The organism is Nocardia sp. bgisy118 (assembly GCF_057708605.1).
Genome location: NZ_JBYISM010000009.1, coordinates 18414 through 38558, shown reverse-complemented (window position 1 = coordinate 38558; position 20145 = coordinate 18414). Strand labels below are relative to the sequence as shown.

General features: G+C 67.4%; 21 protein-coding genes. 10 read left to right on the top strand and 11 right to left on the bottom strand.

The features are described 5' to 3' along the window. Window positions 1-46 precede the first annotated feature (46 nt). From AC3EO7_RS13540 to AC3EO7_RS13520, 5 genes are all read left to right on the top strand, one after another. Window positions 47-1630, top strand: coding sequence for a succinic semialdehyde dehydrogenase (locus AC3EO7_RS13540; RefSeq protein ID WP_431969840.1), 1584 nt, complete (start codon window positions 47-49; stop codon window positions 1628-1630). A gap of 176 nt (window positions 1631-1806) precedes the next feature. Further along, window positions 1807-2241 (top strand): saccharopine dehydrogenase family protein, encoded by a 435-nt coding sequence (locus tag AC3EO7_RS13535; protein WP_435591344.1) that lies wholly within the window; start codon window positions 1807-1809, stop codon window positions 2239-2241. 121 nt (window positions 2242-2362) lie between these two features. Continuing rightward, window positions 2363-3940 carry an alpha/beta hydrolase gene (locus AC3EO7_RS13530; RefSeq protein ID WP_435591343.1) on the top strand — a complete coding sequence of 526 codons (1578 nt, stop codon included), beginning with the start codon at window positions 2363-2365 and terminating at the stop codon, window positions 3938-3940. 166 nt (window positions 3941-4106) lie between these two features. Beyond that, window positions 4107-4520 carry a PPOX class F420-dependent oxidoreductase gene (locus AC3EO7_RS13525; RefSeq protein WP_435591342.1) on the top strand — a complete coding sequence of 138 codons (414 nt, stop codon included), beginning with the start codon at window positions 4107-4109 and terminating at the stop codon, window positions 4518-4520. A gap of 29 nt (window positions 4521-4549) precedes the next feature. Further along, entirely contained in the window at window positions 4550-5014 is a 465-nt protein-coding gene (locus tag AC3EO7_RS13520; RefSeq protein ID WP_431969836.1) for a nitroreductase/quinone reductase family protein, read from the top strand. 134 nt (window positions 5015-5148) lie between these two features. On the opposite strand, the gene AC3EO7_RS13515 is transcribed toward AC3EO7_RS13520, so the two are convergent. Continuing rightward, window positions 5149-5910, bottom strand: coding sequence for a hypothetical protein (locus AC3EO7_RS13515; protein WP_435591341.1), 762 nt, complete (start codon window positions 5908-5910; stop codon window positions 5149-5151). Window positions 5911-6448: 538 nt separating this feature from the next. Continuing rightward, window positions 6449-7093 (bottom strand): TetR/AcrR family transcriptional regulator, encoded by a 645-nt coding sequence (locus AC3EO7_RS13510; RefSeq protein ID WP_435591340.1) that lies wholly within the window; start codon window positions 7091-7093, stop codon window positions 6449-6451. A gap of 382 nt (window positions 7094-7475) precedes the next feature. On the opposite strand from AC3EO7_RS13510, the gene AC3EO7_RS13505 reads away from it, so the two are divergent. Together AC3EO7_RS13505 and AC3EO7_RS13500 are read left to right on the top strand one after the other, a co-directional pair. Further along, window positions 7476-8039: a hypothetical protein gene (locus AC3EO7_RS13505; RefSeq protein ID WP_435591339.1), complete on the top strand. Its 564-nt coding sequence runs from the start codon at window positions 7476-7478 to the stop codon at window positions 8037-8039. Further along, window positions 8036-8659 carry a prolipoprotein diacylglyceryl transferase gene (locus AC3EO7_RS13500; protein ID WP_435591338.1) on the top strand — a complete coding sequence of 208 codons (624 nt, stop codon included), beginning with the start codon at window positions 8036-8038 and terminating at the stop codon, window positions 8657-8659. The genes AC3EO7_RS13505 and AC3EO7_RS13500 overlap by 4 nt, the downstream gene beginning before the upstream one ends. A gap of 138 nt (window positions 8660-8797) precedes the next feature. Here the strand turns inward: AC3EO7_RS13500 and AC3EO7_RS13495 are convergent, their stop codons facing one another. The 6 genes from AC3EO7_RS13495 to AC3EO7_RS13470 all read right to left on the bottom strand — a co-directional run bounded on the left by AC3EO7_RS13495 (window position 8798) and on the right by AC3EO7_RS13470 (window position 14706). Then, window positions 8798-9850: a zinc-dependent alcohol dehydrogenase gene (locus AC3EO7_RS13495; RefSeq protein WP_435591438.1), complete on the bottom strand. Its 1053-nt coding sequence runs from the start codon at window positions 9848-9850 to the stop codon at window positions 8798-8800. Between the two features lie 87 nt (window positions 9851-9937). Then, complete coding sequence (locus tag AC3EO7_RS13490; protein WP_435591337.1) at window positions 9938-11170, bottom strand: MFS transporter; 1233 nt, start codon at window positions 11168-11170, stop codon at window positions 9938-9940. A 293-nt stretch (window positions 11171-11463) separates the two neighbouring features. Then, entirely contained in the window at window positions 11464-12348 is an 885-nt protein-coding gene (locus AC3EO7_RS13485; RefSeq protein WP_435591336.1) for a dioxygenase family protein, read from the bottom strand. Then, window positions 12345-13415, bottom strand: a complete 1071-nt coding sequence (locus AC3EO7_RS13480; protein WP_431969829.1) for a maleylacetate reductase — start codon at window positions 13413-13415, stop codon at window positions 12345-12347. The genes AC3EO7_RS13485 and AC3EO7_RS13480 overlap by 4 nt, the downstream gene beginning before the upstream one ends. Then, a complete protein-coding gene (locus tag AC3EO7_RS13475; protein WP_431969828.1) occupies window positions 13412-13819 on the bottom strand; it encodes a nuclear transport factor 2 family protein in 408 nt (135 codons plus the stop codon). The genes AC3EO7_RS13480 and AC3EO7_RS13475 overlap by 4 nt, the downstream gene beginning before the upstream one ends. After that, window positions 13816-14706, bottom strand: coding sequence for an NAD(P)-dependent oxidoreductase (locus AC3EO7_RS13470; protein WP_431969827.1), 891 nt, complete (start codon window positions 14704-14706; stop codon window positions 13816-13818). Before AC3EO7_RS13470 ends, AC3EO7_RS13475 begins: the two co-directional genes overlap by 4 nt. Window positions 14707-15102: 396 nt before the next feature. Here AC3EO7_RS13470 and AC3EO7_RS13465 point away from each other — a divergent pair, with 396 nt between their 5' ends. After that, window positions 15103-15879 carry a helix-turn-helix domain-containing protein gene (locus AC3EO7_RS13465; RefSeq protein ID WP_431969826.1) on the top strand — a complete coding sequence of 259 codons (777 nt, stop codon included), beginning with the start codon at window positions 15103-15105 and terminating at the stop codon, window positions 15877-15879. 27 nt (window positions 15880-15906) lie between these two features. On the opposite strand, the gene AC3EO7_RS13460 is transcribed toward AC3EO7_RS13465, so the two are convergent. Then, window positions 15907-16686 carry an IclR family transcriptional regulator domain-containing protein gene (locus tag AC3EO7_RS13460; RefSeq protein ID WP_435591335.1) on the bottom strand — a complete coding sequence of 260 codons (780 nt, stop codon included), beginning with the start codon at window positions 16684-16686 and terminating at the stop codon, window positions 15907-15909. Between the two features lie 79 nt (window positions 16687-16765). Between AC3EO7_RS13460 and AC3EO7_RS13455 the strand changes: the two genes are divergently transcribed. Together AC3EO7_RS13455 and AC3EO7_RS13450 are read left to right on the top strand one after the other, a co-directional pair. Then, a complete protein-coding gene (locus AC3EO7_RS13455) occupies window positions 16766-17512 on the top strand; it encodes a CoA transferase subunit A (RefSeq protein ID WP_435591437.1) in 747 nt (248 codons plus the stop codon). Beyond that, on the top strand, window positions 17509-18162 hold the full coding sequence (locus AC3EO7_RS13450; protein ID WP_431969824.1) for a CoA transferase subunit B: 654 nt from the start codon (window positions 17509-17511) through the stop codon (window positions 18160-18162). Before AC3EO7_RS13455 ends, AC3EO7_RS13450 begins: the two co-directional genes overlap by 4 nt. A 154-nt stretch (window positions 18163-18316) precedes the next feature. Here AC3EO7_RS13450 and AC3EO7_RS13445 read toward each other — a convergent pair whose 3' ends face one another. Together AC3EO7_RS13445 and AC3EO7_RS13440 are read right to left on the bottom strand one after the other, a co-directional pair. Then, window positions 18317-18946, bottom strand: a complete 630-nt coding sequence (locus AC3EO7_RS13445) for a TetR/AcrR family transcriptional regulator (RefSeq protein WP_435591334.1) — start codon at window positions 18944-18946, stop codon at window positions 18317-18319. 82 nt (window positions 18947-19028) lie between these two features. Then, window positions 19029-19916 carry a hypothetical protein gene (locus AC3EO7_RS13440; protein ID WP_435591333.1) on the bottom strand — a complete coding sequence of 296 codons (888 nt, stop codon included), beginning with the start codon at window positions 19914-19916 and terminating at the stop codon, window positions 19029-19031. Window positions 19917-20145 lie beyond the last annotated feature (229 nt).

The following is a 20145-nucleotide window of genomic DNA, read 5'->3' as shown; positions in this document are numbered from 1 at the left end:
AACACACGGGGGGTCAGGAAACACCAAGCAACCGAAGGAGAGTGCGATGACCGTGATCGAGCCCGTCCGCGGCTCCGGCCTGCCGTCGTCAGTGAACCCGGCCCGCATCGAGCGACTGACCACACGAGTCACCGCCGCAGCAGACGCCGTACGAGTCACCACCACCGCCCCGTACACCGGCGGCCCGCTGGCCGACCTGCCGGTCTCGACGCCCGCGGACGTCGAGACGGCGTTCACGCGGGCCCGTGCCGCCCAGAGGGCCTGGGCCGCCACGTCCATGCGTGAGCGAATGAAGATCATGCTGCGTTTCCACGACCTCGTACTCGAGCATCAGAACGAGGTACTGGACCTGATGCAGGCCGAAAGCGGCAAGACCCGACGCGACGCGTTCCTCGAAGTCACCGACATCGCGATCACCGCTCGGTACTACGCGCGCAGCGCAGGCAAGCTTCTCGCGCCCACGCGCCGCCGCGGCGCGATCCCGCTGCTGACCCACACCACGGAACTGCGCCACCCCAAGGGCGTCGTTGCCGTCATCTCACCGTGGAACTATCCGTTGAGTATGGCCGCCGGCGACGCGATTCCGGCGCTCATGGCAGGCAACGCCGTCGTCCAGAAGCCGGACACCCAGACCGCGCTCACCGCGCTGTGGGCACTCGATCTGATGCAGCAAGCCGGGTTGCCTGCCGGTGTGTGGCAGATGGTGGTGGGCCGGGGCAGTTCCATCGGCGGCGCGCTGATGGACAACGCCGACTACATGATGTTCACCGGCTCCACCGCCAGCGGACGCCAGATCGCACGCGACGCAGGCGAACGCCTCATCGGGTCATCGCTCGAACTCGGCGGCAAGAACGCCATGCTCGTCCTCGACGACGCCGACATCGATCGCGCCGCCGACGGCGCGATCGCCGCGTGCTTCCCCTCGACCGGCCAGCTCTGTGTCTCCATCGAGCGCATGTACGTCGCCGAGGCCATCCACGACGAATTCGTCGCCGCGTTCGTCGCCCGCACCAAGAAACTCCAGATCGGTGCCGCGTACGACTACAGCCGCGACGTCGGCAGCCTCACCAACCAGACCCAATTGGACACCGTCACAACGCATGTCGAGGACGCCGTCGCCAAGGGCGCGACCGTCCTCGCCGGCGGCAAGGCGCGACCCGATCTCGGGCCGCTGTTCTACGAACCGACCATCCTCGCCGACGTCACCCCCGACATGACGCTGTACGCGCACGAGACCTTCGGCCCGGTCGTCTCGATCTACCCGTACCGCGACGTCGACGATGCGATCGCCCGGGCCAACGCCACGCCGTACGGTCTGAATGCCAGCGTCTGGACCCGCGACGGCGCCAAGGGGCGGGCCGTCGCTGCCCGCCTGCACGCAGGCACGGTCAACGTCAACGACGCCTTCGCCGCCGCGTGGGGAAGCATCGACTCGCCGATGGGCGGCATGGGTGACTCGGGACTCGGTCGTCGCCACGGCGCCGACGGCATCCTCAAATACACCGAGCCGCAAACCGTTGCCCACCAACGCATCCTGGGATTCAACGCGCCGAAAGGCGTCTCGCATCGAGCCTGGGCCGGATTCCTGACCGTCGCGCTGAAAGTCCTGAAGAGAGTCGGCGCTCGCTGAGGCACCAGCCACACCCGCCACATCCTGTTGTTTCCGAAGGAGAACAGACCCGATGACCGCACGCATCGTGCTGCGCTGGCACCGTCACCGGCTCGTCCAGGAACGCACCGGATCCAAGATCCACGGCTTCGAGGTCCGCGGCCGCCGCAGGAACGCCACTCTCGTCCGGCACCGAAGTGCTGTTCCTTCCCGCCGATTTTCCCACCCTCGACTCCGTCACCGTCTACAACGGCTGGTTCCCCGCCCTGGCCCGCCCCATCGCGGCGATGTCGGCGATCACCGCGGCCGCGACGCGAATCCCTCTCGGCCGCAAGGTGCTCGACGTCCTCACTCGCCCCATGATCGGTCCCCCCAGCGGTCCCGACGCCGCCGAACGCGCACGTACCCGCTCGCACGTCGTCGCGGTCGCCTCCTCCGATGCCGCCCCACCGGCCGAAGTCCACGTCGAAGGCCCGAGCGCGTACAGCTTGACCGGGGAGCTCATGGCCTGGGCCGCACAACATCTCGCCACCACGCCACCCCGCACTGCCGGAGTCGTCGGACCCGTCGAAGCTTTCGGCTTCGACACCCTCCGCGACGGTTGCGCCGAAATCGGACTCACCCCGGTCTGATGCGCGGACCCGATCGGACGGGATGTCGCGAGGTGTGTCCCAGATCTCCGTTTGTGGCAGTCGCCGCCGGGCGTATGGCAAGATCGCCCGGTTCGTAGATCTGTGCACAGGAGGCCTTCGATTGGATCTGCGCTTGGGACCCAAAAGATCTCACCGGATCCGGCGTGCCGCCTTGGCGCTCGCGGTCGGGGCCGGTGTGCTCGGTGCCCCGGTGTCGGCGTCGGCGGAGGACGGCATCGACTCCTACGACGATCGCCTTGCCCAGACGGCGGACACCCCGGCGCTGCAGTGGTCCGACTGCCAGGACGGCTTCCAGTGCGCGTCCGCGAAGGTGCCGCTGGATTACAACCAGCCGCACCGTGACCCGATCGAGCTGGCGGTGATCAAACTGCCCGCTACCGATCCGAGTCACCGCATCGGCACCCTGTTCGTCAACTTCGGCGGCCCCGGCCCGTCCGGAGTGGATCGCCTACGGGAACGGGCGCGGTGGCCGTGGCTGTTCTCCGATGAGCTGCGGTCGCGGTTCGATGTGGTCTCCTGGGACACCCGAGCGGTGGCACGCAGCGCGGCGGCGCGCTGTTTTCCGACGGTGGACGAGCAAACGGCATTCCTCGGCTCCATGGCCGAGATGCCTACCACCGCAGCCGAAGAGGGCCCTTTCTACGATTGGTCGAAGGAGTTCGCCGACCGCTGCGAGCAGCAGGCCGGACCGATCCTGCAGCACGCCTCGACCGCCAACACCGCGCGGGATCTGGAACTGTTGCGCCGCGCCGTCGGCGATCCGCAGCTCACCTATCACGGCATTTCCTACGGCACACAGCTCGGCGCGATCTATGCGAACATGTTCCCCGACCGGGTGCGGGCGATGGTGTTCGACGGATCGATGGACTTCGAGGGCAACGTCAACGGCCACGACGGGCAGGGCGCCACCGTTCCGCTGGACACCCGGCAGGGCGTAGCAGACGGCATCGCCGCTACCTTCGAAGCATTCCTGCAGCAGTGTTCCGCGGCGGGGCCGCGCTGCGCGTTCTCGTCCGGTGATCCGAGGATCAAGTGGACGGTGCTCGCGGAGCGTGCTCGACTGGCACCCATCAAGGTGGAGGGTCAGGCGTGGACGTATTCGGCGATCGTCAATGCCGCAGCCAGTCTTTCGCAGCCGTCCACCTTCCCGGACCTCGCGGTGCTGCTCCAGAAGTTGTTCGACGCGGGCACCACCGTCCCGGGACTGCTACCGGTCGCGCGCGGCGCGTCCTACTTGGGTAACCGCACCGAGGCGTACCACGCGATTCAGTGCACCGACAGCGTCGTCCCGACCGACACCGGCGTCTACAGTCGCGTGGCGGTATCGGAAGATCTGCGGGTGCCGTATTTCGGGCGGGTCGCGGTATTCGGCACCGCGGGCTGTGCCTTCTGGCGCGGCCACGACGCCGACCGATACACCGGACCGTGGAACCGGCGCACCGCCGCGCCGATCCTGGTGCTCAACAGTAGATTCGACCCCGCGACCCCATTGCCCGGCGCTTACGCCGGCGCCGCCCAACTGGCCCACGCCCAAGTGGTGGTGATCGAAGGCGCGGGCCACAGCAGCATGTACGTGCCGAGCACTTGCGCCGAGCGGACCAAACGGGAGTACCTGTTCACCGGCGGGCTGCCACCGGCCGGCACCCACTGCGTCGCGGACAAGTCGCCCTTCAACTGACCGGCGCATGCCATCGGTTCGGGGCCGTCGAGCAGGACACACGGCAGTTCGGCCTGCACCGGGGTGAGGGCGTGCACGTACAGTTGATGTCACGAACTGTCATCAGTCTCGAGCATCTTTGCGCAGGTCAGCACGGCAACGACCGACGATCGGAAGGAGCCCGGCGATGTCGTTTACCGAAGAAGAGATCGACTACCTGCGGACCCAGCGGCTCGCCAGGGTTGCCACCGTCGACCCCGACGGGCAGCCCGACGTGGTCCCGGTGGGCTACGAGTTCGACGGCACGCACATCTACATCGGCGGCCACGACCCGGTGCGGAGCCGCAAGTACCGCAATGTCGAACGCGGCAACCCGAAGGTCGCCGTCGTCATCGACGACCTGGTGTCGACGGATCCGTGGATCCCGCGCTACCTGCGCGTCTACGGAACCGCTGAACTCGTGCAGCGCCAAGGCCAGTTCGGTCCCGGCCCTTACATGCGGATCACGCCCACCGTTTCGTGGAGCTTCAACCTCGCAGGCCGCCCGTTCACCTACGAGGACGTGCGGGTGGAGCGCACCGTCCACACCGCGACCGCCTGACCGCTGACCTCGACGAAAGTGAGAACCCGATGAGCTTCGGCACCCCTTCGGGCACCCGCGGCGCCCGCCAGCCCTCCGGCCGGATCGCTGTGTGGATGAACAAGTTGATGGCAAAACGCCTGCGCCGCAAGGGCGGTGGCAAATTCATGGGCATGGACGCCCTGGTCCTCACGACACTCGGCCGCAAAACCGGCGCCGAGCGCTCCACGCCGGTGGCCTGGTTCCCCGGCGACAACGGCGCCTACCTCATCGTGGCCTCGGCGGCAGGCGCCGCCGCCAACCCCGCCTGGTACTACAACATCGCCGCGAACCCCGACAAGGTCCGCATCGACGTCGGGGGCCGCACCCTCGAAGTGACCGCCGAACAACTCCATGGCGCCGAACACGAGCACGCATGGCGCCAGATCACCACTACCGCACCTCGATTCGCCGGATACCAGGAAAAGACCGACCGCGAGATCCCGGTCATTCGCCTCACGCCCCGATCCAGCTGATCCATCCACCGGCTGTGGCCGGCAACCTCGTGACCGACGTGCTGCGCGGTGCGACCGAGTCGACGACGAGATCCGAGTGCTCAGCTCGAATTTCGACCTCGTCGGGATCCGACACGCGAAAAGGCAATCCTGGTCTACGAATTCGAGTTCGCGCGGATGACCGGGACCGAGCGTTCGAGGCTGTAGGCGTGCACGGCGGTGAGGACCGCGTGCTGATCGGCGACGAGGACAGCCACGGCTGAGGTGCGCAGCAGCTCGTCGACGGCGGCGCGGGAGTCGGTGCCGAAGAGCACCGCGCCGTGGTAGCGGTGTTCGACAGGATTGTGATGCCCGACGCCAGGGGAGACGTCGCTCAGGCGGGTCCACGGCAGAAAGACGTAGGAGCGCAGGTCGCGCGCCCCCGCGTCGAGCAGGGACGGCGCCATGCGGCCGTGCACGAACTCGCGGAAGGCGGACGTACGCACTCCGCGTCGACGGCGCAGCAGCAGCGCCACGTGGTGGTGACAGGTGTCGTCGAAACCCGTTGTCCACCAACGGCCGCCGCCGGGAGCCGTGGGCTGGGTGAGCACACGAGCGAAGACGTTCTGCTCGTCGAGATACACCTCGCGGGCGTGGGCTGCCGTTGCCGGGACGGCGATCGCGCTGCGGAACCGGATCTCCGCGCACCCGTCGAGGCGCCACTGCGGCGGGATGGCGGTGCCGACTCCCGTGCTCGCAGGCCAGTAACCGTGATCGTCGGTGGAGAAGTGTCGCTGGTTGTATTCGATCAGGTGCGGAAGTTTCCTGACCTTCTCGGCGTGGCGGGTCGACCAATACGAGGTTGCGACGTCGCGGGGCAGGTCGCCGCGCAGCATCACGGGCGCGAGCATCGACGTGGTGCGGAGGGGCTTGGTCATCATCGACTCCTTGGTGGGACGAACGGCCGGGATTGTGTTCACGCGATTCGTGCGGCGGTTTCGGCTCACTTCAGCGAACCGGGCGCCGACGGGGAGGGGTGGTGTGGGTCAGGGTCACGGTGGTGTCTTTTCTCGACAGGGGCGGGCCGGAGTGTCGACTGGCGGGCTCGTCCCGAAATCGAGGGCGTGCAGAGTGCCGCAGTCGGCATGGGCACTGCGTGCCCGGGTGACGAAGGCCGTCACGATTCAACGTTGTGATGAGATTATCAACACGATGTTGACCGAGGTCAAGGCGGCATCTAAAGTCGGGACTCGCCGTGGTCGTCGTCACTCGCCGTGACGACGGTGGCTCCGATCACTTCGTGGAGACGGCTTCGAAAGGACAAATCTGCCCGTGAGAGCTCTGAGTTCGCGCGTACTCGTCGTACGCGGTGCGCTGCTGGCGGTAGTGGTGTGCGTGGTCGAGTTCGCACTCGTCGAACGCTTCACGAGACTTCCGAACGAGATGCTCGCCGCCGTGAGTGCGGTGACGGGCACTTCAGCGCTGGTACACCGCTTGCATGTAAATCGAGACAAGGGTGTCGAGGAGCCGGTCCTCCGCCACGGCGGGACCCTGACTGCCGAAGGTGGCGAACAGATTTCGTTCGACCATCCAGCTCAGCGAGGTCGCCAGATCCCGTGCCGGAATCCCCTCGGGCGCGGCGCCGCGACGGCGTTCGGCCTCGATCGCCACCACACCGTCCTCGATGAACTGCTCCATCACCTGAGACCACAATTCCTGGACCGCGGCGCTGCTGGACAGCGCGGCCGCGCTCGCCGCGGCGGCGGAGCGGTGTGCGGCGAAGGTGGCGACGAACGCGCCGATCGCCGCGCGCCACCCCTGCTCCTCCCCGCGATCCAGAGACAGCAGCGCCTCGCCGCGGCGTTCCCTGGCTTCCTGGACGAGCTTGTCGAGCAGGGACAGCACCACCTGCTCCTTGGACGCGAAATAGAAGTAGAAGGTCGGCCTCGAGATCCCGGCGCTCCTGGCCAGATCGTCCACCGAGATTTCCGACAGGGGCCGCTCGGCGAGCAGGCGCTCCGCCCCGGCCAGGATCGCGCGCTCGCGGTCGTCACCGCTGATACCGCGCGCCCTACGTCCCCGCGTGGACGGGCTCGGCGTCGGCTCGAGTGCTGAATCCATGGCGGCCAGCTTACTGGCGCCCACTCACCCGGCCCCGCGCAACGAAACCCGCCCGAGGCTCGATTCGGCCAGCCGGGGCGTGTCTCGAAGTGCGGCCCGGATACGGCCTCGGCGTTCCCACCGATTCGACGGGTTGTTTCGGCGCGGACCGGCGCATCACGGCACGAACTCGCATCGCCGTGAAAACTGTGCTCAATCGCCGCGCCGCTGCGCGAACGCCCCCGAATGACGAGCAGCGCTGTGCCGCAACGGCTTTGCCCGTGTGTTCTCGTCGTCGCGCCGCTGACGGCGCCGGGCGGCAGAGAGCCTCTTGACGCTCGAGAGTTTGGAACCACCGCCAGGAGGCATTACCCCTGCGAACGAGCTCGACAAGGAGGTTCGGATGTCGACTGCAGTATGGGTAATCATTGTCGTCATCGCCATTGTCGTCGTCGCGGCTGTTGTCGCGTTCCTGGTGTGGCCTATGGTGCGCAGGCAGCGACTACGCCGTACGTTCGGGCCCGAGTACGACCGGACGGTCGAGGAAAGCGAAGACCGCAAGGCCGCCGAGCGCGAACTCGGCGAACGCGAGCGCAGGCACGCGAAACTGCGGTTACGTGAACTGTCGGACGACGAGAAGCGGGTCTACACCACCCGCTGGGTAGAGGTGCAGGAGCGTTTCATCGACGACCCCTCAGGGGCGTTGACCGAGGCCGACCGCCTCGTCACCACGATCATGTCCGAGCGCGGCTACCCCACGGAGAACTACGAGCAGCAGATCGCCGATCTGTCCGTAGAGCACGCCGCTCCGCTGGGCCACTATCGCGCCGCGCACGAGATCGTGACGCGACCCGCGGAATCCGAGGTGTCCACCGAGGACCGCCGCACCGCCATCGTGCACTACCGAGAACTGTTTCAAGACCTGGTCGGCGTGGGCGGCCAGGAGAACAAGGACGTGAAATCATGAGCACCGAGTCCGAGCGGCGACTGCCCGGAGACGGGACGGCGAGAACTGGGGAAACCGGCTCGAAGTCCCAGGACGACAAGTACGGCGCGGGAGCGCCGGAGGCAGGCCGCCGCCAGGGGGCCGACGCGGAGAGGGTCGGTGAATCCGCAGAGGCACGGAACGACACTGAGCGGACCGCGGACCCCGAAGCACGGCGCACCGGCGATACGGTCGAGGCGGACCGTCCCGCTCGCGCGCCGGAGTCCGCGCGTGCGGACACCGCGGCAGGGGAGTCCGCCACCGAACGCGTCGAGTACGCCGGGTCGCGCACCGCCGCGACGTCCGAGCAGGCGACCGCCGCAGGCGGCCAGCCCGCACCGCTGCTCCCCGAAGCCGATTCCGATCGCCTGCGCACGCAGTGGCGGGAGGTCCAGGTCACCTTCGTCGACGATCCGAAAACCGCTGTCGCCCGCGCCGACGACCTGGTCAGCGGCACCATGGACCAGATGATCGCCACCTGCCAGCAGCGCAAGCACGACCTCGACGAGCGGCGCGGCGACACGTCGGACACCGAAGACCTCCGGCAGGCGCTGCGCGGCTACAAGGAGTTCTTCGACCAGTTGCTGTCGACGGGCGCCTAGCCGGACGGGCGACTCCACATCGGTCACCAGGAAGTGATCGGTGTTGTGGATCTCGACGAACTGCTGCGGGCCCTGCGCGGTCGGCGGGATGCCGAACGGGAGCGCTTCACGCGCCCCGCGGAAGCCTGCGGCCTGGGGTCATGCGGCGGGGTCGATGAGGATCTTGCCTTCCACCTGGCCGTCGGCGAGTCGGTCGAGTGATGCGCCTAAGTGGTCGAGTCCCACTGGTGTCTCGGCGAATTCGTTTCCCAGCAGCGGGCTGGTGGCGAGGATTTGCAATGCGGCAGGCAGGTCGTTGTCGCAGACGTGCGCGAGTGTGGTGTCGAGGGTGATCTCGCGAAAGATCATCGAGTGCAGGTCGAGCGCGGGCTTCTCCTTGGGAATCCCGATGGCTTGCACCCGGCCGCCATCGACAACCATCTCGAGCGCTGCCGCCAGTTGTCCCGGCGCGCCGCTCGCCTCGATGACAACATCGGGTTTGCGGCCTCGGAGAGCGTCGGTGACTTCGGCGGCGATGGTCTGCGATGGTGGGAGGCAGCGGTCGGCTCCCAGCCGCGCCGCGCGTTCGAGGCGGCTACCGGGGAAGTCGATGACGGTGATGTCGAAGTCGCCGAGGTGTGCGAGGCCTGCGAGGACGAACGAGCCGATGGCTCCGGCGCCGATGACGACGATACGGTCGCCGTCGCGTGCCCCGGCTCGTCGGGCTGCGTGGATGCCGACCGCGAGTGGTTGCGCGAGTCCGGCATGGTCCAGGGGCACACCACTGGGCAACTGGCGCAACGTTTTCGAGGGCACCGCCACGTATTCGGCCATGCCGCCGTCGACGTTGAGTCCTAACGTCTTGTACCGCGCGCATTGGTTCGTTCGGCCTTCACGGCATCTCCGGCAGGTCCCGCACCAGACTCCGGCGCCACTGGCGACGAGGCTGCCCGGCGGGAGCTCGGAGTCCGGGTCGGCTTCGACGATCTCACCGACGAACTCGTGGCCTGGAATGATGGGCCCGAGGTGGCCGCTGTGTTGGTGGCGGCGTTCGACGGGATAGATTCTCGGACCGGCCACCCATTCGGAAGCGTCTGTCCCGCAGATACCCGAACGCAACACTCGGACGAGCGCCTCACCTTCACCAGGCGTCGGGATGTCTACTTCTTCGAGCCGAATGTCGCGGGCGCCGTAGTACACAGCGGCTTTCATCGTCGGTGGCACAGGAGTTTTCCTCTCGGTTGGTTCGGCACCGGGCCGGTCGGCGCCGTGGCGTGCCGACCGGCCCGGGAACGGGACTCACACCGTGGTCGGTGCGCCGTCTCGCGGATCGGTGATGCGTTCGGAGACAACGCTGTCGGTGGTCGCTCCGGTGCGGGGCAGCATCATCGCGACCAGTGCGGCGAGGGCGAAGAACCCGGCGCACACGAGGAGCCCACCGCTGAATCCGATGGTGGTGGCAAGGCCGGCGAGCGCGAACGGCGCCAACGCGGACACCCCGCGGCCGACGTTGAAACAGAATCCGGCGCCTGTGGCCCGAGCCCTCGTCGGGAACAGTTCGCCCAGGTAGGAGCCGAACAGGCCGAAGAATGCGGTGAACACGCCGAACAGCGGACCCAGCCACAGCAGCGTGCTCTGATGGGTGGTGACCGCGTAGACCGGCAATGTCAGCGAGACCCCGAGCAAGGTCAGGATGATCGTCCGGTGACGGCCGATGTGGTCGGCGAGGAAGCCGAATCCGTTGTATCCGGCGAACATTCCCAGGTTCAGGATCGTCATGAACACCGCTACCGAGCTCGATGGCAGATCACGTTCGGTGGTGAGGTAGGTGGGCAACCAGGTCGTGGCACCCCAGTAGCCGAACAGCGCCAGGGCCGCCATGAGGGTACCCAGCAGTGTCCTGCGGCGCAGCGACGAGCCGAGGACGTCGCGGACCGAGACGACATCGCCTGTGTTGTCGGCCCTGTGGGCTGCCCAGGTGGCGGATTCGGCGAAGAAGATCAGGACCACGAGGACCGGGAGCGCGACGGCGGCGCCCGCCACCAGGAACATCAGGCGCCAGTCGGGCAGGAACTGGCCGGAAATGGTGGCCGCCATCGCGCCACCGGCAGGGAAGGCACTGATCACGAACGCCGCCGCACGACCCCGGCTCTTCTCCGGCCAGGTCTCGACCACATACGCCGAGACCACACTCCACACCGCGCCGAGCCCGATGCCGGCGAGGAACCGCAGCAGCAGGAACGTTTCATAGTTCGGCACGACGGCGATCGCCGCGGTGAAGACGCCGAAGGTGACCAGCGAGGCGATGAGCGCCTTCTTGCGCCCGAAGTTGTCGGCCACGTATCCGCCCAGGACACTGCTGACGCCGATGCCGATCAGCGTGGCGGTGGCCAATAGTCCGCCCTGGGTGACCGAAAGGCCCATGTCCTTGCGTATCGTCGGTAGCGCCATGGACAGCAGAACTATCTCCAGGGCATCGAACAGGTAGGCGAGGAAACACCCGCTGAGCACGATCCAACGAGTACGTCGCATCGTCGCACCTCCATTGTGAGCCGCTGCGGCGAATGCCCTTGCAGCAGAGAAACTTCGATCGCGGGGAACGGGGGTTCCCCGCAGGGGCAGGTCCGGTATCGAGTCGCGGCACGTCAGTGGAGAACTGGACGGTAAGTGACTGCGGCACCGATCGGTCCGGGCCTCGGAGGCTCCGGTCGGCTGAGTGTCCGGGCTGTGGAATTGCCCGGCGGAATGGTCGATTGCCGTAGTGGACAGCCGATTACGGGCGGCTGTGCTTTTCCGCGGCAACGGCGCGGTTCGGCACCGAAGTGCTATCTACCGTCGTGGGTGGCGAGAACCAGGTCGAAAGTGATGCTTGTCCAACCTGTTTCGTAATGTGACTCGTCAGGGGCGGAGCCGTGGGGGTGGTGGATTGCTTCGACCACAAGGTCTTGCTTCACCCCGAAGACCGCGTCACAGCCGAGGTACGGGTCGCCCGCGACGAAGATGTGCGTGATCAGTGTCCGGAACCCGGAGGCGGTGACCATGAAATGGAGGTGGGCAGGCCGCATCGGGCCGCGGGCCGTGGCCGCCAGCAGGTCTCCGACCGGACCGTCGTGCGGGATCGGGTACGGCGCGGGCAGCACCGACCAGAATCGGTACTCGCCGTTCTCACCCGACCGCAGCCATCCGCGGCCTGCCGAGCGGCCGTCGGGGTACTGGACGTCGTAGAAGCCGTCCTGGTCGGCTTCCCATACCTCGATGCGCGCTCCGTCGATCGGTTCTCCGGTGACCGACCGAACCTGGCCTGACACATAGCAGCGGATCCCGGACGCGCCGCGAGCGATGTCGCCACCGAGCGGTACTTCGGGGGCCGTGTCGACGAAGAAGGGACCGAACACCGTCGATTCGGTGGCGCCGGGTGCGGATGGTTCGTTGATGGCGACGGTCAGCATGGACAGGCCGAGCACGTCGGACAACAGAATGAACTCCTGGCGGTGCTCGTCGGTGATATGCCCGGCGCGGGTGAGGAACTCGATCGCCGTCTCCCACTCGCGTTCGCTGAGCCGGACGTCTCGGGCGAAGGCGTGCAGGTGCCGTACGAGGCTATGCATCACCTCACGCAGCCGGGGATCGGGCGTGGCGTCGAAGCTGGCGAGAACTTCTTCGGTGACGGCTTGTTCCCGGTCGGCGGCGACGATGTGGTCGGTGGTCATGGCGTGTGCCTTGCTAGGTCGGATCCGGCCCATGCCGCGTGCAGAATCGCGCGGAGACCGGCTGGTGTGACAGGGGTGGGGTTGTCGGCCGGGGCAATCGCCAGGATGTCTTCGATCACGGCCTCGATATCGGCTTCGGTCATGCCGAGGTCGCGCAACCCGGCCGGGACGCCGAGCTTCTCGCCCACTTCGCGCAGCCCGTCGACGAAGCCGGATCGGCCGAGTGCACGGCTGATCCGGTCGGCGGCCTCGGGTGCGTTCGGGGCGTTATAGGCCAGCACATGCGGCAGGACGATCGCGTGTGTTTGCGCGTGGGGCAGATCGAACGCGCCGCCGAGGACGTGGCAGATCTTGTGGTGCAGCCCCGAGCCGGCCACGGCGAATGCCGATCCAGCGAGGTAGGCGCCGAGTAGTAGCTCGGTGCGGGTAGCGGGGTCTGTCGGCGTGGTGGCAATCGTCGCCAAGCCGTTGGCGAGGTGGCGGATGCCGTCTTCCGCGACAGCGCTCGACACCGGATTGCGCCCGGGCGCCCAGAACGCTTCGACGCAGTGCGCCACCGCGTTGAGGCCGCTGGCGGCGGAGAGCTCTACGGGCAGTGACAACGTCAGCTCGGGGTCGTAGACCACTGTCTTCGGCAGGACCCGTCGATCGGTCCCCGTGGTCTTGCGGCCCTTGTCGGTCATTCCCCACACGGGCGTGACCTCCGACCCCGCATAGGTTGTCGGTACGGCGATGATCGGCAGAGCGGTGGTCAGCGCGACGGCCTTGGCTGTTCCTGTCGTAGAGCCGCCTCCGACGGACAGCACCAGGTCGGCCTCGGCCGCTGCTTCACGAGCGAGCTCGGCGACGTCCACCGGAACATGTGGGCGCACACCAGAAAAGGTCTCGATGAGCCGGTCGGCGAAGGGGGCGCACAGCCGCGTCGCGGTTTCGCCTTCCGGGCCGGAGGAGATGAGGAGAATACGTTCGGCTCCGAGAAGGTCGACCTCGCCGAGCAGTTCGGTGCGCGCGGCGCCTGCGCCGAAGACGACGCGACCGGGTAGTCCGTCGTAGGTGAAGGTCGTCATCGGATGTCTCCCGGGATGACCGTCGGCTGGTAGGCGAGGAGCAGCCAGCCGGCGCCTTCGCGCACCCACACCGCCAGTGCGCGGTTGGCCAGCTGCTTGCGCACTCCGCCCGCGGTGATATCGGCGTGCATCTCACCGAGGACGACAGCGGTGTCGTCCGCGACGACGATTCGTGTCACCGGGTGATCGATGCGGTGATAGACGTAGTGGCCCGAGCGGAGCTTGTCGAGGTAGCTGTCGAGGGTGTCGACATCGGCGTTGGAGTGGGTGTAGACGAGGGACGGGTGGGCCAGTGCGGCGAACCGTTCGATGTCTCCTGCCAGCACCGCGGCGTAGCGTTCGTCCTCGAGCGACCGAATGGTCGACTCGATCTCCGCTGTGGCGGTGGTGGTTTCGCCGCTCATCGGCTTGCTCCTGTCTGCTGAGGGGTGGAGAGGGTTCCGCGAAGTGGCGCACGACTGCGGCGGCGCAGCGCGGTGAGAATTCGGGCCATGTCCGCCTGGCCCAGCCCGTCGGCGATGGCGTCGTCGAGCACGGCGAGCGCGGCTTCGGATCCCGGCAGGGTGAGCCCGTGTCGATGGGCGAGGTCGAGGGCGAGGCCGAGGTCCTTACGGATGAGCGACACCGGCGCCGCGACGGGTGCGGCGTCCGGCGCCAGATACGCCTGCTGTTTGTAGCCGACGTAGGGGGCGCCCGCTGCGCTGTTGCGCAGGATGTCGTAGAAGGTCGCCAGATCGAGATCGCCCGCTTCGGCAAGTAGAAGTCCTTCTGCGACAGCCTGACTCAGTCCGGCGAGCACCGCGTTGACCGCGAGCTTGGCCGCCGACCCCGAACCGACCGGGCCTGCGTGGAACTGGGCCGCGGTCATCGCGGCCAGCACTGGGCGAACCCGCTCGTACTGTTCGGGGGTAGCGCCGACCATCGTTGTGATGGCAGCGGTTTCGGCCATCGACACACTGCCCGACACCGGCGCGTCGATCAGTTCCAGCTGCGGTCGGCCTGCCAGTTCGCGCACGACTTCGGGGCCGACAGTGCCCATCACGATGTGCAGGTGGCCGGCGGCCACCTCGCGCAAGCCGTCGACGACCAGTGCGCGCGTGGATTCGCCATCGGGCAGCATGCTGATCGACAGAGGCACCACGGCGAGTTCGTCGACCGAATAGAGAACGGTTACTCCCTCTGGGGCTCGCTCGACCGCGGGATCGTAGGCGAGAACGGTGTGGCCCGCCCGTGCCAGGTGCGCGGCCATCGGCCGGCCCATCCGTCCCAGTCCCGCGAATCCGATCAGCACGGCTGCCCCTCACCGGCCTCCGACGAGTGCGAATCGGCGAACCGGCGAACTCGACGAGCAGTCGCCGAAGGCGGAGGCGGACAGGTCGAGCGAAGTCGTGGAATCGGGGAGGACACGAGTCTCCTAGGTCGTCGATGACGGGAACGGGCCGTAGGGGCCACCAATGTGTTCAGTATCATGGAACAGCTCCGCGTGAGTGTCAACTGCCACGGAACACATGATTGAATAGCGGAACGCTATTTGTTCCTGCCACTTTGTGTCGTGACCAGGTCAACCGCTGATGGTTGCGGGAATGCCGGGCCGTGCTGACCGTCGGCCCTCGCTGTTCACCGCGTGCGGCCGGTACTGTTCACTGAGAGTTGATACTCGGGTGTGTATGTGGACAGGGGTGCGCTGATGCAGGACAGGATCGGGTCGGTATTGCGGCAGGCGCGCCTCGAGCGTGGCCTGAGTCTGCGGGGGCTGGCGGCGGCAGCGGGAATCTCGGCCAGCCAGCTCTCCCAGATCGAGACCGGCAAGTCCCAGCCGTCGGTGAGCACGTTGTACGCGCTGGTCACCCACCTCGATGTCTCACTCGACGAGCTGCTGGGCATCGGACACGGCCGTGCCGAAGGCTCCCCGACCCCCGTCGCGGGCTCGGGATCATCCGAGCGCTCAGGCCCCAGCCAGCCGTCCAGCGTTGTTCAGCGCGCCGCGGACAACCCTGTTCTGGAGATGGCGAACGGAGTTCGGTGGGAGAAGCTGGCCGTCGATCCGCATGGCGCTGTTGATGCCCTGCTGGTGACCTACGAGCCGGGGGCCGCCAGCTCGGTCGACCGAATGCTGATGCGCCACCAGGGAACCGAGTACGCCTACCTGTTCTCCGGTGAGTTGACGCTGCTGCTGGACTTCGACCGCTACTCGATCGCCGCCGGTGACTCGCTGTGCTTCGACTCCACCAGACCGCACCTGTATGTCAACGAGGGCGACGAGCCCGCGCGGGGAGTGTGGTTCGTGTCCGGTCGCCACGATCTGGTCCACACGCGCGCATGGGTCGCTTCGCAACTCGGTGAGACCGAATCATCGCCCCGCGTGGCGAATGCCGTCGACGTGCTGGACCTGCTCGGAGCCGGGCCGGCTCGTATCGAGCAGGACCGCCAGGACATGAGTTCGGAAACCCGCCGGAGCGAGTGAGTCTGGCCGCGAGAGGCTCGGTGGGCGTCAGGTGTTGGACCGAATCCGGGTCAGATCCAGCTCGATCGCGGCACTTGTCTCGAGTAGGGCCGGTATCAGCGTGGCGTGGACCTCGCCGAGGGAGTAGCGGGCCGCTTGGGTGGAAATGTTCACCGCCGCAACGACGGTGCCGGTCTGGTCGCGGATGGGTGCGGCCATCGACCGCAGCCCCTGCTCGAGTTCTTGGTCGACGACGCAGTAACCGTCGGCGCGTACCCGCGCCAGTTCTTCGCGAAGCTGCCGTTGCGTCGTGATCGTCGCCTCGGTGAGCGGTATGAGCTCGGCCTCGGCCAGGTGCCGGTCGAGCGCCTCGGGTTCGAGCCCGGCCAGCAGGACACGACCCATCGAGGTGGCGAATGCCGGAAAGCGGGTGCCGATGTCGATCGACACGGTCATGATGCGGCTGACGGGTACCCGTGCGACGTAGACGATGTCGGTCCCGTCCAGAATCGACACCGAGGTCGACTCGCGCACCCGCTCTGCCAGGGTTTCCAGGTGCGGGCCTGCGGCATCGGGCAGGGAGAGGCTGGACAGAAAGCTGTAGCCGAGCTCGAGCACCTTGGGGGTGAGCCAGAACTGCGACCCGTCGGTGCGCAGGTAGCCGAGCTCGATCAAGGTCAGCAGGAAGCGCCGGGCCGTCGCACGTGTGAGGCCCGTGTCTTTGGCGACCTCGCTCAGCGTGCGCCGGGGATGCCTGGCGTTGAACGATCGGATGACGGCCAAGCCGCGTCCGAGGGACTGCACGTATTCCGGCGACGGTTCTGTCATGGCTGCCGAATCCTCCTATGTGTTCGCTATGCGAACTATAGTGCGTAGAACGAACGCGCGGTCTATCATCGCTGCCGTGATGGACAAAGTCTTTGCGACGGCGGCCGAAGCCGTCGCTGATATTCACGACGGTGCGTCGCTGGCGGTCGGCGGATTCGGGCTGGTCGGCGTCCCCCAGGCGCTGATCGATGCCGTGCTCGCGCAAGGCGCCACGAATCTGGAGGTCGTCAGCAACAACTGCGGGACAGCCGGTGTCGGTTTGGGCGTGCTGCTGGAGGCTCGCCGGATCCGCCGCACTACGAGCTCCTATGTCGGCGCGAACGCCGAGTTCGCACGCCAGTTCCTGTCCGGCGAGCTCGAGGTGGAGCTGACGCCGCAGGGGACGCTGGCCGAGCGGATGCGGGCCGGCGGCGCAGGCATTCCGGCGTTCTACACGCCCGCTGGTGTGGGCACGCAAGTCGCGGACGGTGGCCTTCCGCTGCGTTATGACGGTGGCGGTGGGATCGCCCTCGCGAGTTCTCCGAAGGAAACCCGGGACTTCGGCGGGGTTCCCTATGTGCTGGAACATGCGATCGTCACCGACTTCGCACTCGTGCACGCCTGGAAAGGCGACCGTCACGGCAATCTCGTGTATCGCCGCAGCGCCCGAAACTTCAATCCGCCTGCGGCCGCGGCAGGCCGCATCACCATCGCTCAGGTGGAGACGCTGGTGGAGCCGGGGGAGCTGGACCCGGACGAGGTGCACACGCAGGGCATCCACGTGCAGCGCGTGGTCCACGTCGGAAAGGTCGAGGTCGGCATCGAGAACAGGACGGTAAGGGCATGAAACGGACACGGCAGGAGCTGGCGGCGCGCGTGGCTGCCGAGTTGCGCGACGGCCAGTATGTGAACCTCGGCATCGGCATGCCGACCTTGGTTCCGAACTACCTACCCGACGATGTCACGGTCGTCTTGCATTCGGAGAACGGAGTTCTCGGCGTCGGGCCCTACCCGACCGAAGCCGAACTCGATCCCGAGCTGATCAACGCCGGGAAGGAGACGATCACGGTGGTGCCGGGTGCATCGTATTTCGACTCCGCGCAGTCCTTCGGGATGATCCGTGGCGGCTGCGTCGATGTCGCCGTTCTCGGCGCCATGCAGGTCAGCGCGCGGGGAGACCTGGCGAACTGGATGATTCCGGGCAAGCTGGTCAAGGGCATGGGAGGCGCGATGGACCTGGTCCACGGCGCACAACGGGTCATCGTGATGATGGAACACGTCTCCCGCGGCGGCGAACCGAAGATTGTCGACCGATGCACTCTGCCGCTGACCGGAATGCGCTGCGTGCACCGAATCATCACCGACATGGCGGTGATGGATGTCGGACCCGACGGGCTCGTGCTGGTCGAGACCGCGCCGGGAGTCAGTGAATCCGAGGTGCGAGAGGCCACGGGAGCGGACTTCCGGGTCGCGGCAGACGTCGAACCGGTCTGTTGACATCGGTCGGTCGGTTCGGGCTCGCACCGCGCGTTGCCGTGCCGGGCTGCGGTGACCGCAACACGTGATGCCCACACCGAAGGGGGGTGTGGGCATCACGCAGGGGGTGGGGAGTCGCTTCGTCCATCGCGGCGGTGGGGCATGTTGTCGCTCGTCAGTCCGGCTTGCCGTAAAGGGTGAGGGTGTGGTCGATGCAGCGGGCGATGAATGCGCCGTCGAGGGGGCTGTCGCCGACCAATAGCCGGAAATACAAAGGGGCGGAGAGGGTTTCGAGAAACTCGCGGGGGTCGGCGTCGTCGGGTAGTTCGCCGCGGTCGACGGCTCGGCGAATGACGTGGGCGGTCCGTTCGAATCGCTCGTTCCAGAAGCTGTGGCGTGCCGCGGCGACGTCCGGGTCGGTGGACAGGGCGATGGTGGTGCCCAGCAGCCGCGCGATGCCGGGGCGGGAGATCAGATGCGAGATCTGCTCGGCGAGCTGTTGGAGATCACCGCGCAGCGTGCCGGTGTCGGGGGCGGGGTTGCCCACGGCCGCCAGCTCGGTGACCGCCTCGGCGATCAGGGCCGTGCGGGTGCCCCAGCGCCGGTAGATCGTTGTCTCGGCGACACCGGCCCGGGCGGCGACGTCGCCGATGGTCAAGCCCTCGATGCCGTGTTCGGCGACCTGGTCGAGGGTCGCGGCGAGCACAGCTTCCCGCACCCGGGCGGAGCGTCCCCCGGTCCGCTTGCGCGGAGCCGGGGGCGCTACCGGTTGCTCGTTCTCGGGATCACGTCCGCGCTGGTTCATGGCCCTGTTCTACTCGACGGCGCGCGTTGCGCGCCGAACGGTGCGGGCGTGCGAGTAGGAGGTTGTGTGCCGATCGGTCGGATCAGCGCAGGTACGTGGTGATCCAGTTGCCGAACTCGCAGGCCAGATGCCACCGGTGTTCGGCGATGTACAGACTCGGAACCGCGGCGGGGAAGGCGACTTTGAGCTGGCTGCGGAACCCGCCGCCGGGTTCGTCGCGGAACTGGTGGCAGACGCTGCCGATGAGTTCTCCGCTGGCGAGCGAGGCGGTTCCGGCGACAACCAGCGGGTAGGCCGGGTCGGCGGGCACCGCCACCCGCGCCCGGTCGGTGTAGTCGACGAAGAAGCGGCTGGCCAGCATCGCGCCGCCGGTCACCTCGATGACTTCCTGCCGACCGTCGGGGCCGGTGACGATGATGTAGTGGTCCGGGCACGCATCGGTCCAGGTGGCGCGGTCGTCGGTGTCTTTGGCCTTGGTGAACCAGTCGACGAACCCCTCGGCGCTGCCGCGGTCGCTGACGATCTCGGTGACCGACACAGCCCATCGCCCACCCGAGGCGGCGAGCGCGGTCCGCGTGGCGGCATCGGAGGCGGCGAGCTCGCTGGCGAGCAGCTCCCGCAGCGCATCCGGGCCGAGCAGGGCACGGGCTCGCGACAGCGCCGACCGTGCGGCGGGGATGTCGCCGACCGAGACCGTGTAGCGCCCGATGAGCGACTCCAACTCGCCACGCAGCACGCCGACGTAGTCCTTCGACAGCCGCGCCGCCGCGACGGCAATGCGCTGGCGTTCCCACTCGGCGACCCTGGACTGGTCGACGAGCGCACCGTCGATGAACGTCCGCAACCCAGTTCCGGTCACCGGCGAACCGGGGGAGGCGACCGCAGGCCCCGCGCCGACGTAGGCCGCGGCCGCTGTGGCGGCGGCCGTTGCTCCGGCCGCGCGGACGATGAAGTTTCTTCTGGTCAGCATTGACCAATTCCCTTCGCGTACTTGCTTATCCGTGCACGTAATCGACGGACGGACCAGTGACAGAATTAACGCAAGTCGAACTTGCGTTAATGAAGCATGGGCGATGTGCCTGGCCCTGTCAACGGCTACGCGGCAGCAAAGGCTATTAGAACTTGCGTTAGTACGGCGCGTGCTGCATTCTTAACGCAATTGAGACTAGCTTTAACTCTGATGGTGACCTTCTCCGCCT

Bases quoted from the DNA above. Each gene is read 5' to 3' on its own strand.
- AC3EO7_RS13540 (WP_431969840.1), top strand. From the start codon at position 47: ATGACCGTGATCGAGCCCGTCCGCGGCTCCGGCCTGCCGTCGTCAGTG.
- AC3EO7_RS13525 (WP_435591342.1), top strand. From the start codon at position 4,107: ATGTCGTTTACCGAAGAAGAGATCGACTACCTGCGGACCCAGCGGCTC.
- AC3EO7_RS13520 (WP_431969836.1), top strand. From the start codon at position 4,550: ATGAGCTTCGGCACCCCTTCGGGCACCCGCGGCGCCCGCCAGCCCTCC.
- AC3EO7_RS13515 (WP_435591341.1), bottom strand. From the start codon at position 5,910: ATGACCAAGCCCCTCCGCACCACGTCGATGCTCGCGCCCGTGATGCTG.
- AC3EO7_RS13510 (WP_435591340.1), bottom strand. From the start codon at position 7,093: ATGGATTCAGCACTCGAGCCGACGCCGAGCCCGTCCACGCGGGGACGT.
- AC3EO7_RS13505 (WP_435591339.1), top strand. From the start codon at position 7,476: ATGTCGACTGCAGTATGGGTAATCATTGTCGTCATCGCCATTGTCGTC.
- AC3EO7_RS13500 (WP_435591338.1), top strand. From the start codon at position 8,036: ATGAGCACCGAGTCCGAGCGGCGACTGCCCGGAGACGGGACGGCGAGA.
- AC3EO7_RS13495 (WP_435591438.1), bottom strand. From the start codon at position 9,850: ATGAAAGCCGCTGTGTACTACGGCGCCCGCGACATTCGGCTCGAAGAA.
- AC3EO7_RS13490 (WP_435591337.1), bottom strand. From the start codon at position 11,170: ATGCGACGTACTCGTTGGATCGTGCTCAGCGGGTGTTTCCTCGCCTAC.
- AC3EO7_RS13485 (WP_435591336.1), bottom strand. From the start codon at position 12,348: ATGACCACCGACCACATCGTCGCCGCCGACCGGGAACAAGCCGTCACC.
- AC3EO7_RS13480 (WP_431969829.1), bottom strand. From the start codon at position 13,415: ATGACGACCTTCACCTACGACGGACTACCCGGTCGCGTCGTCTTCGGC.
- AC3EO7_RS13475 (WP_431969828.1), bottom strand. From the start codon at position 13,819: ATGAGCGGCGAAACCACCACCGCCACAGCGGAGATCGAGTCGACCATT.
- AC3EO7_RS13465 (WP_431969826.1), top strand. From the start codon at position 15,103: ATGCAGGACAGGATCGGGTCGGTATTGCGGCAGGCGCGCCTCGAGCGT.
- AC3EO7_RS13460 (WP_435591335.1), bottom strand. From the start codon at position 16,686: ATGACAGAACCGTCGCCGGAATACGTGCAGTCCCTCGGACGCGGCTTG.
- AC3EO7_RS13455 (WP_435591437.1), top strand. From the start codon at position 16,766: ATGGACAAAGTCTTTGCGACGGCGGCCGAAGCCGTCGCTGATATTCAC.
- AC3EO7_RS13450 (WP_431969824.1), top strand. From the start codon at position 17,509: ATGAAACGGACACGGCAGGAGCTGGCGGCGCGCGTGGCTGCCGAGTTG.
- AC3EO7_RS13445 (WP_435591334.1), bottom strand. From the start codon at position 18,946: ATGAACCAGCGCGGACGTGATCCCGAGAACGAGCAACCGGTAGCGCCC.
- AC3EO7_RS13440 (WP_435591333.1), bottom strand. From the start codon at position 19,916: ATGCTGACCAGAAGAAACTTCATCGTCCGCGCGGCCGGAGCAACGGCC.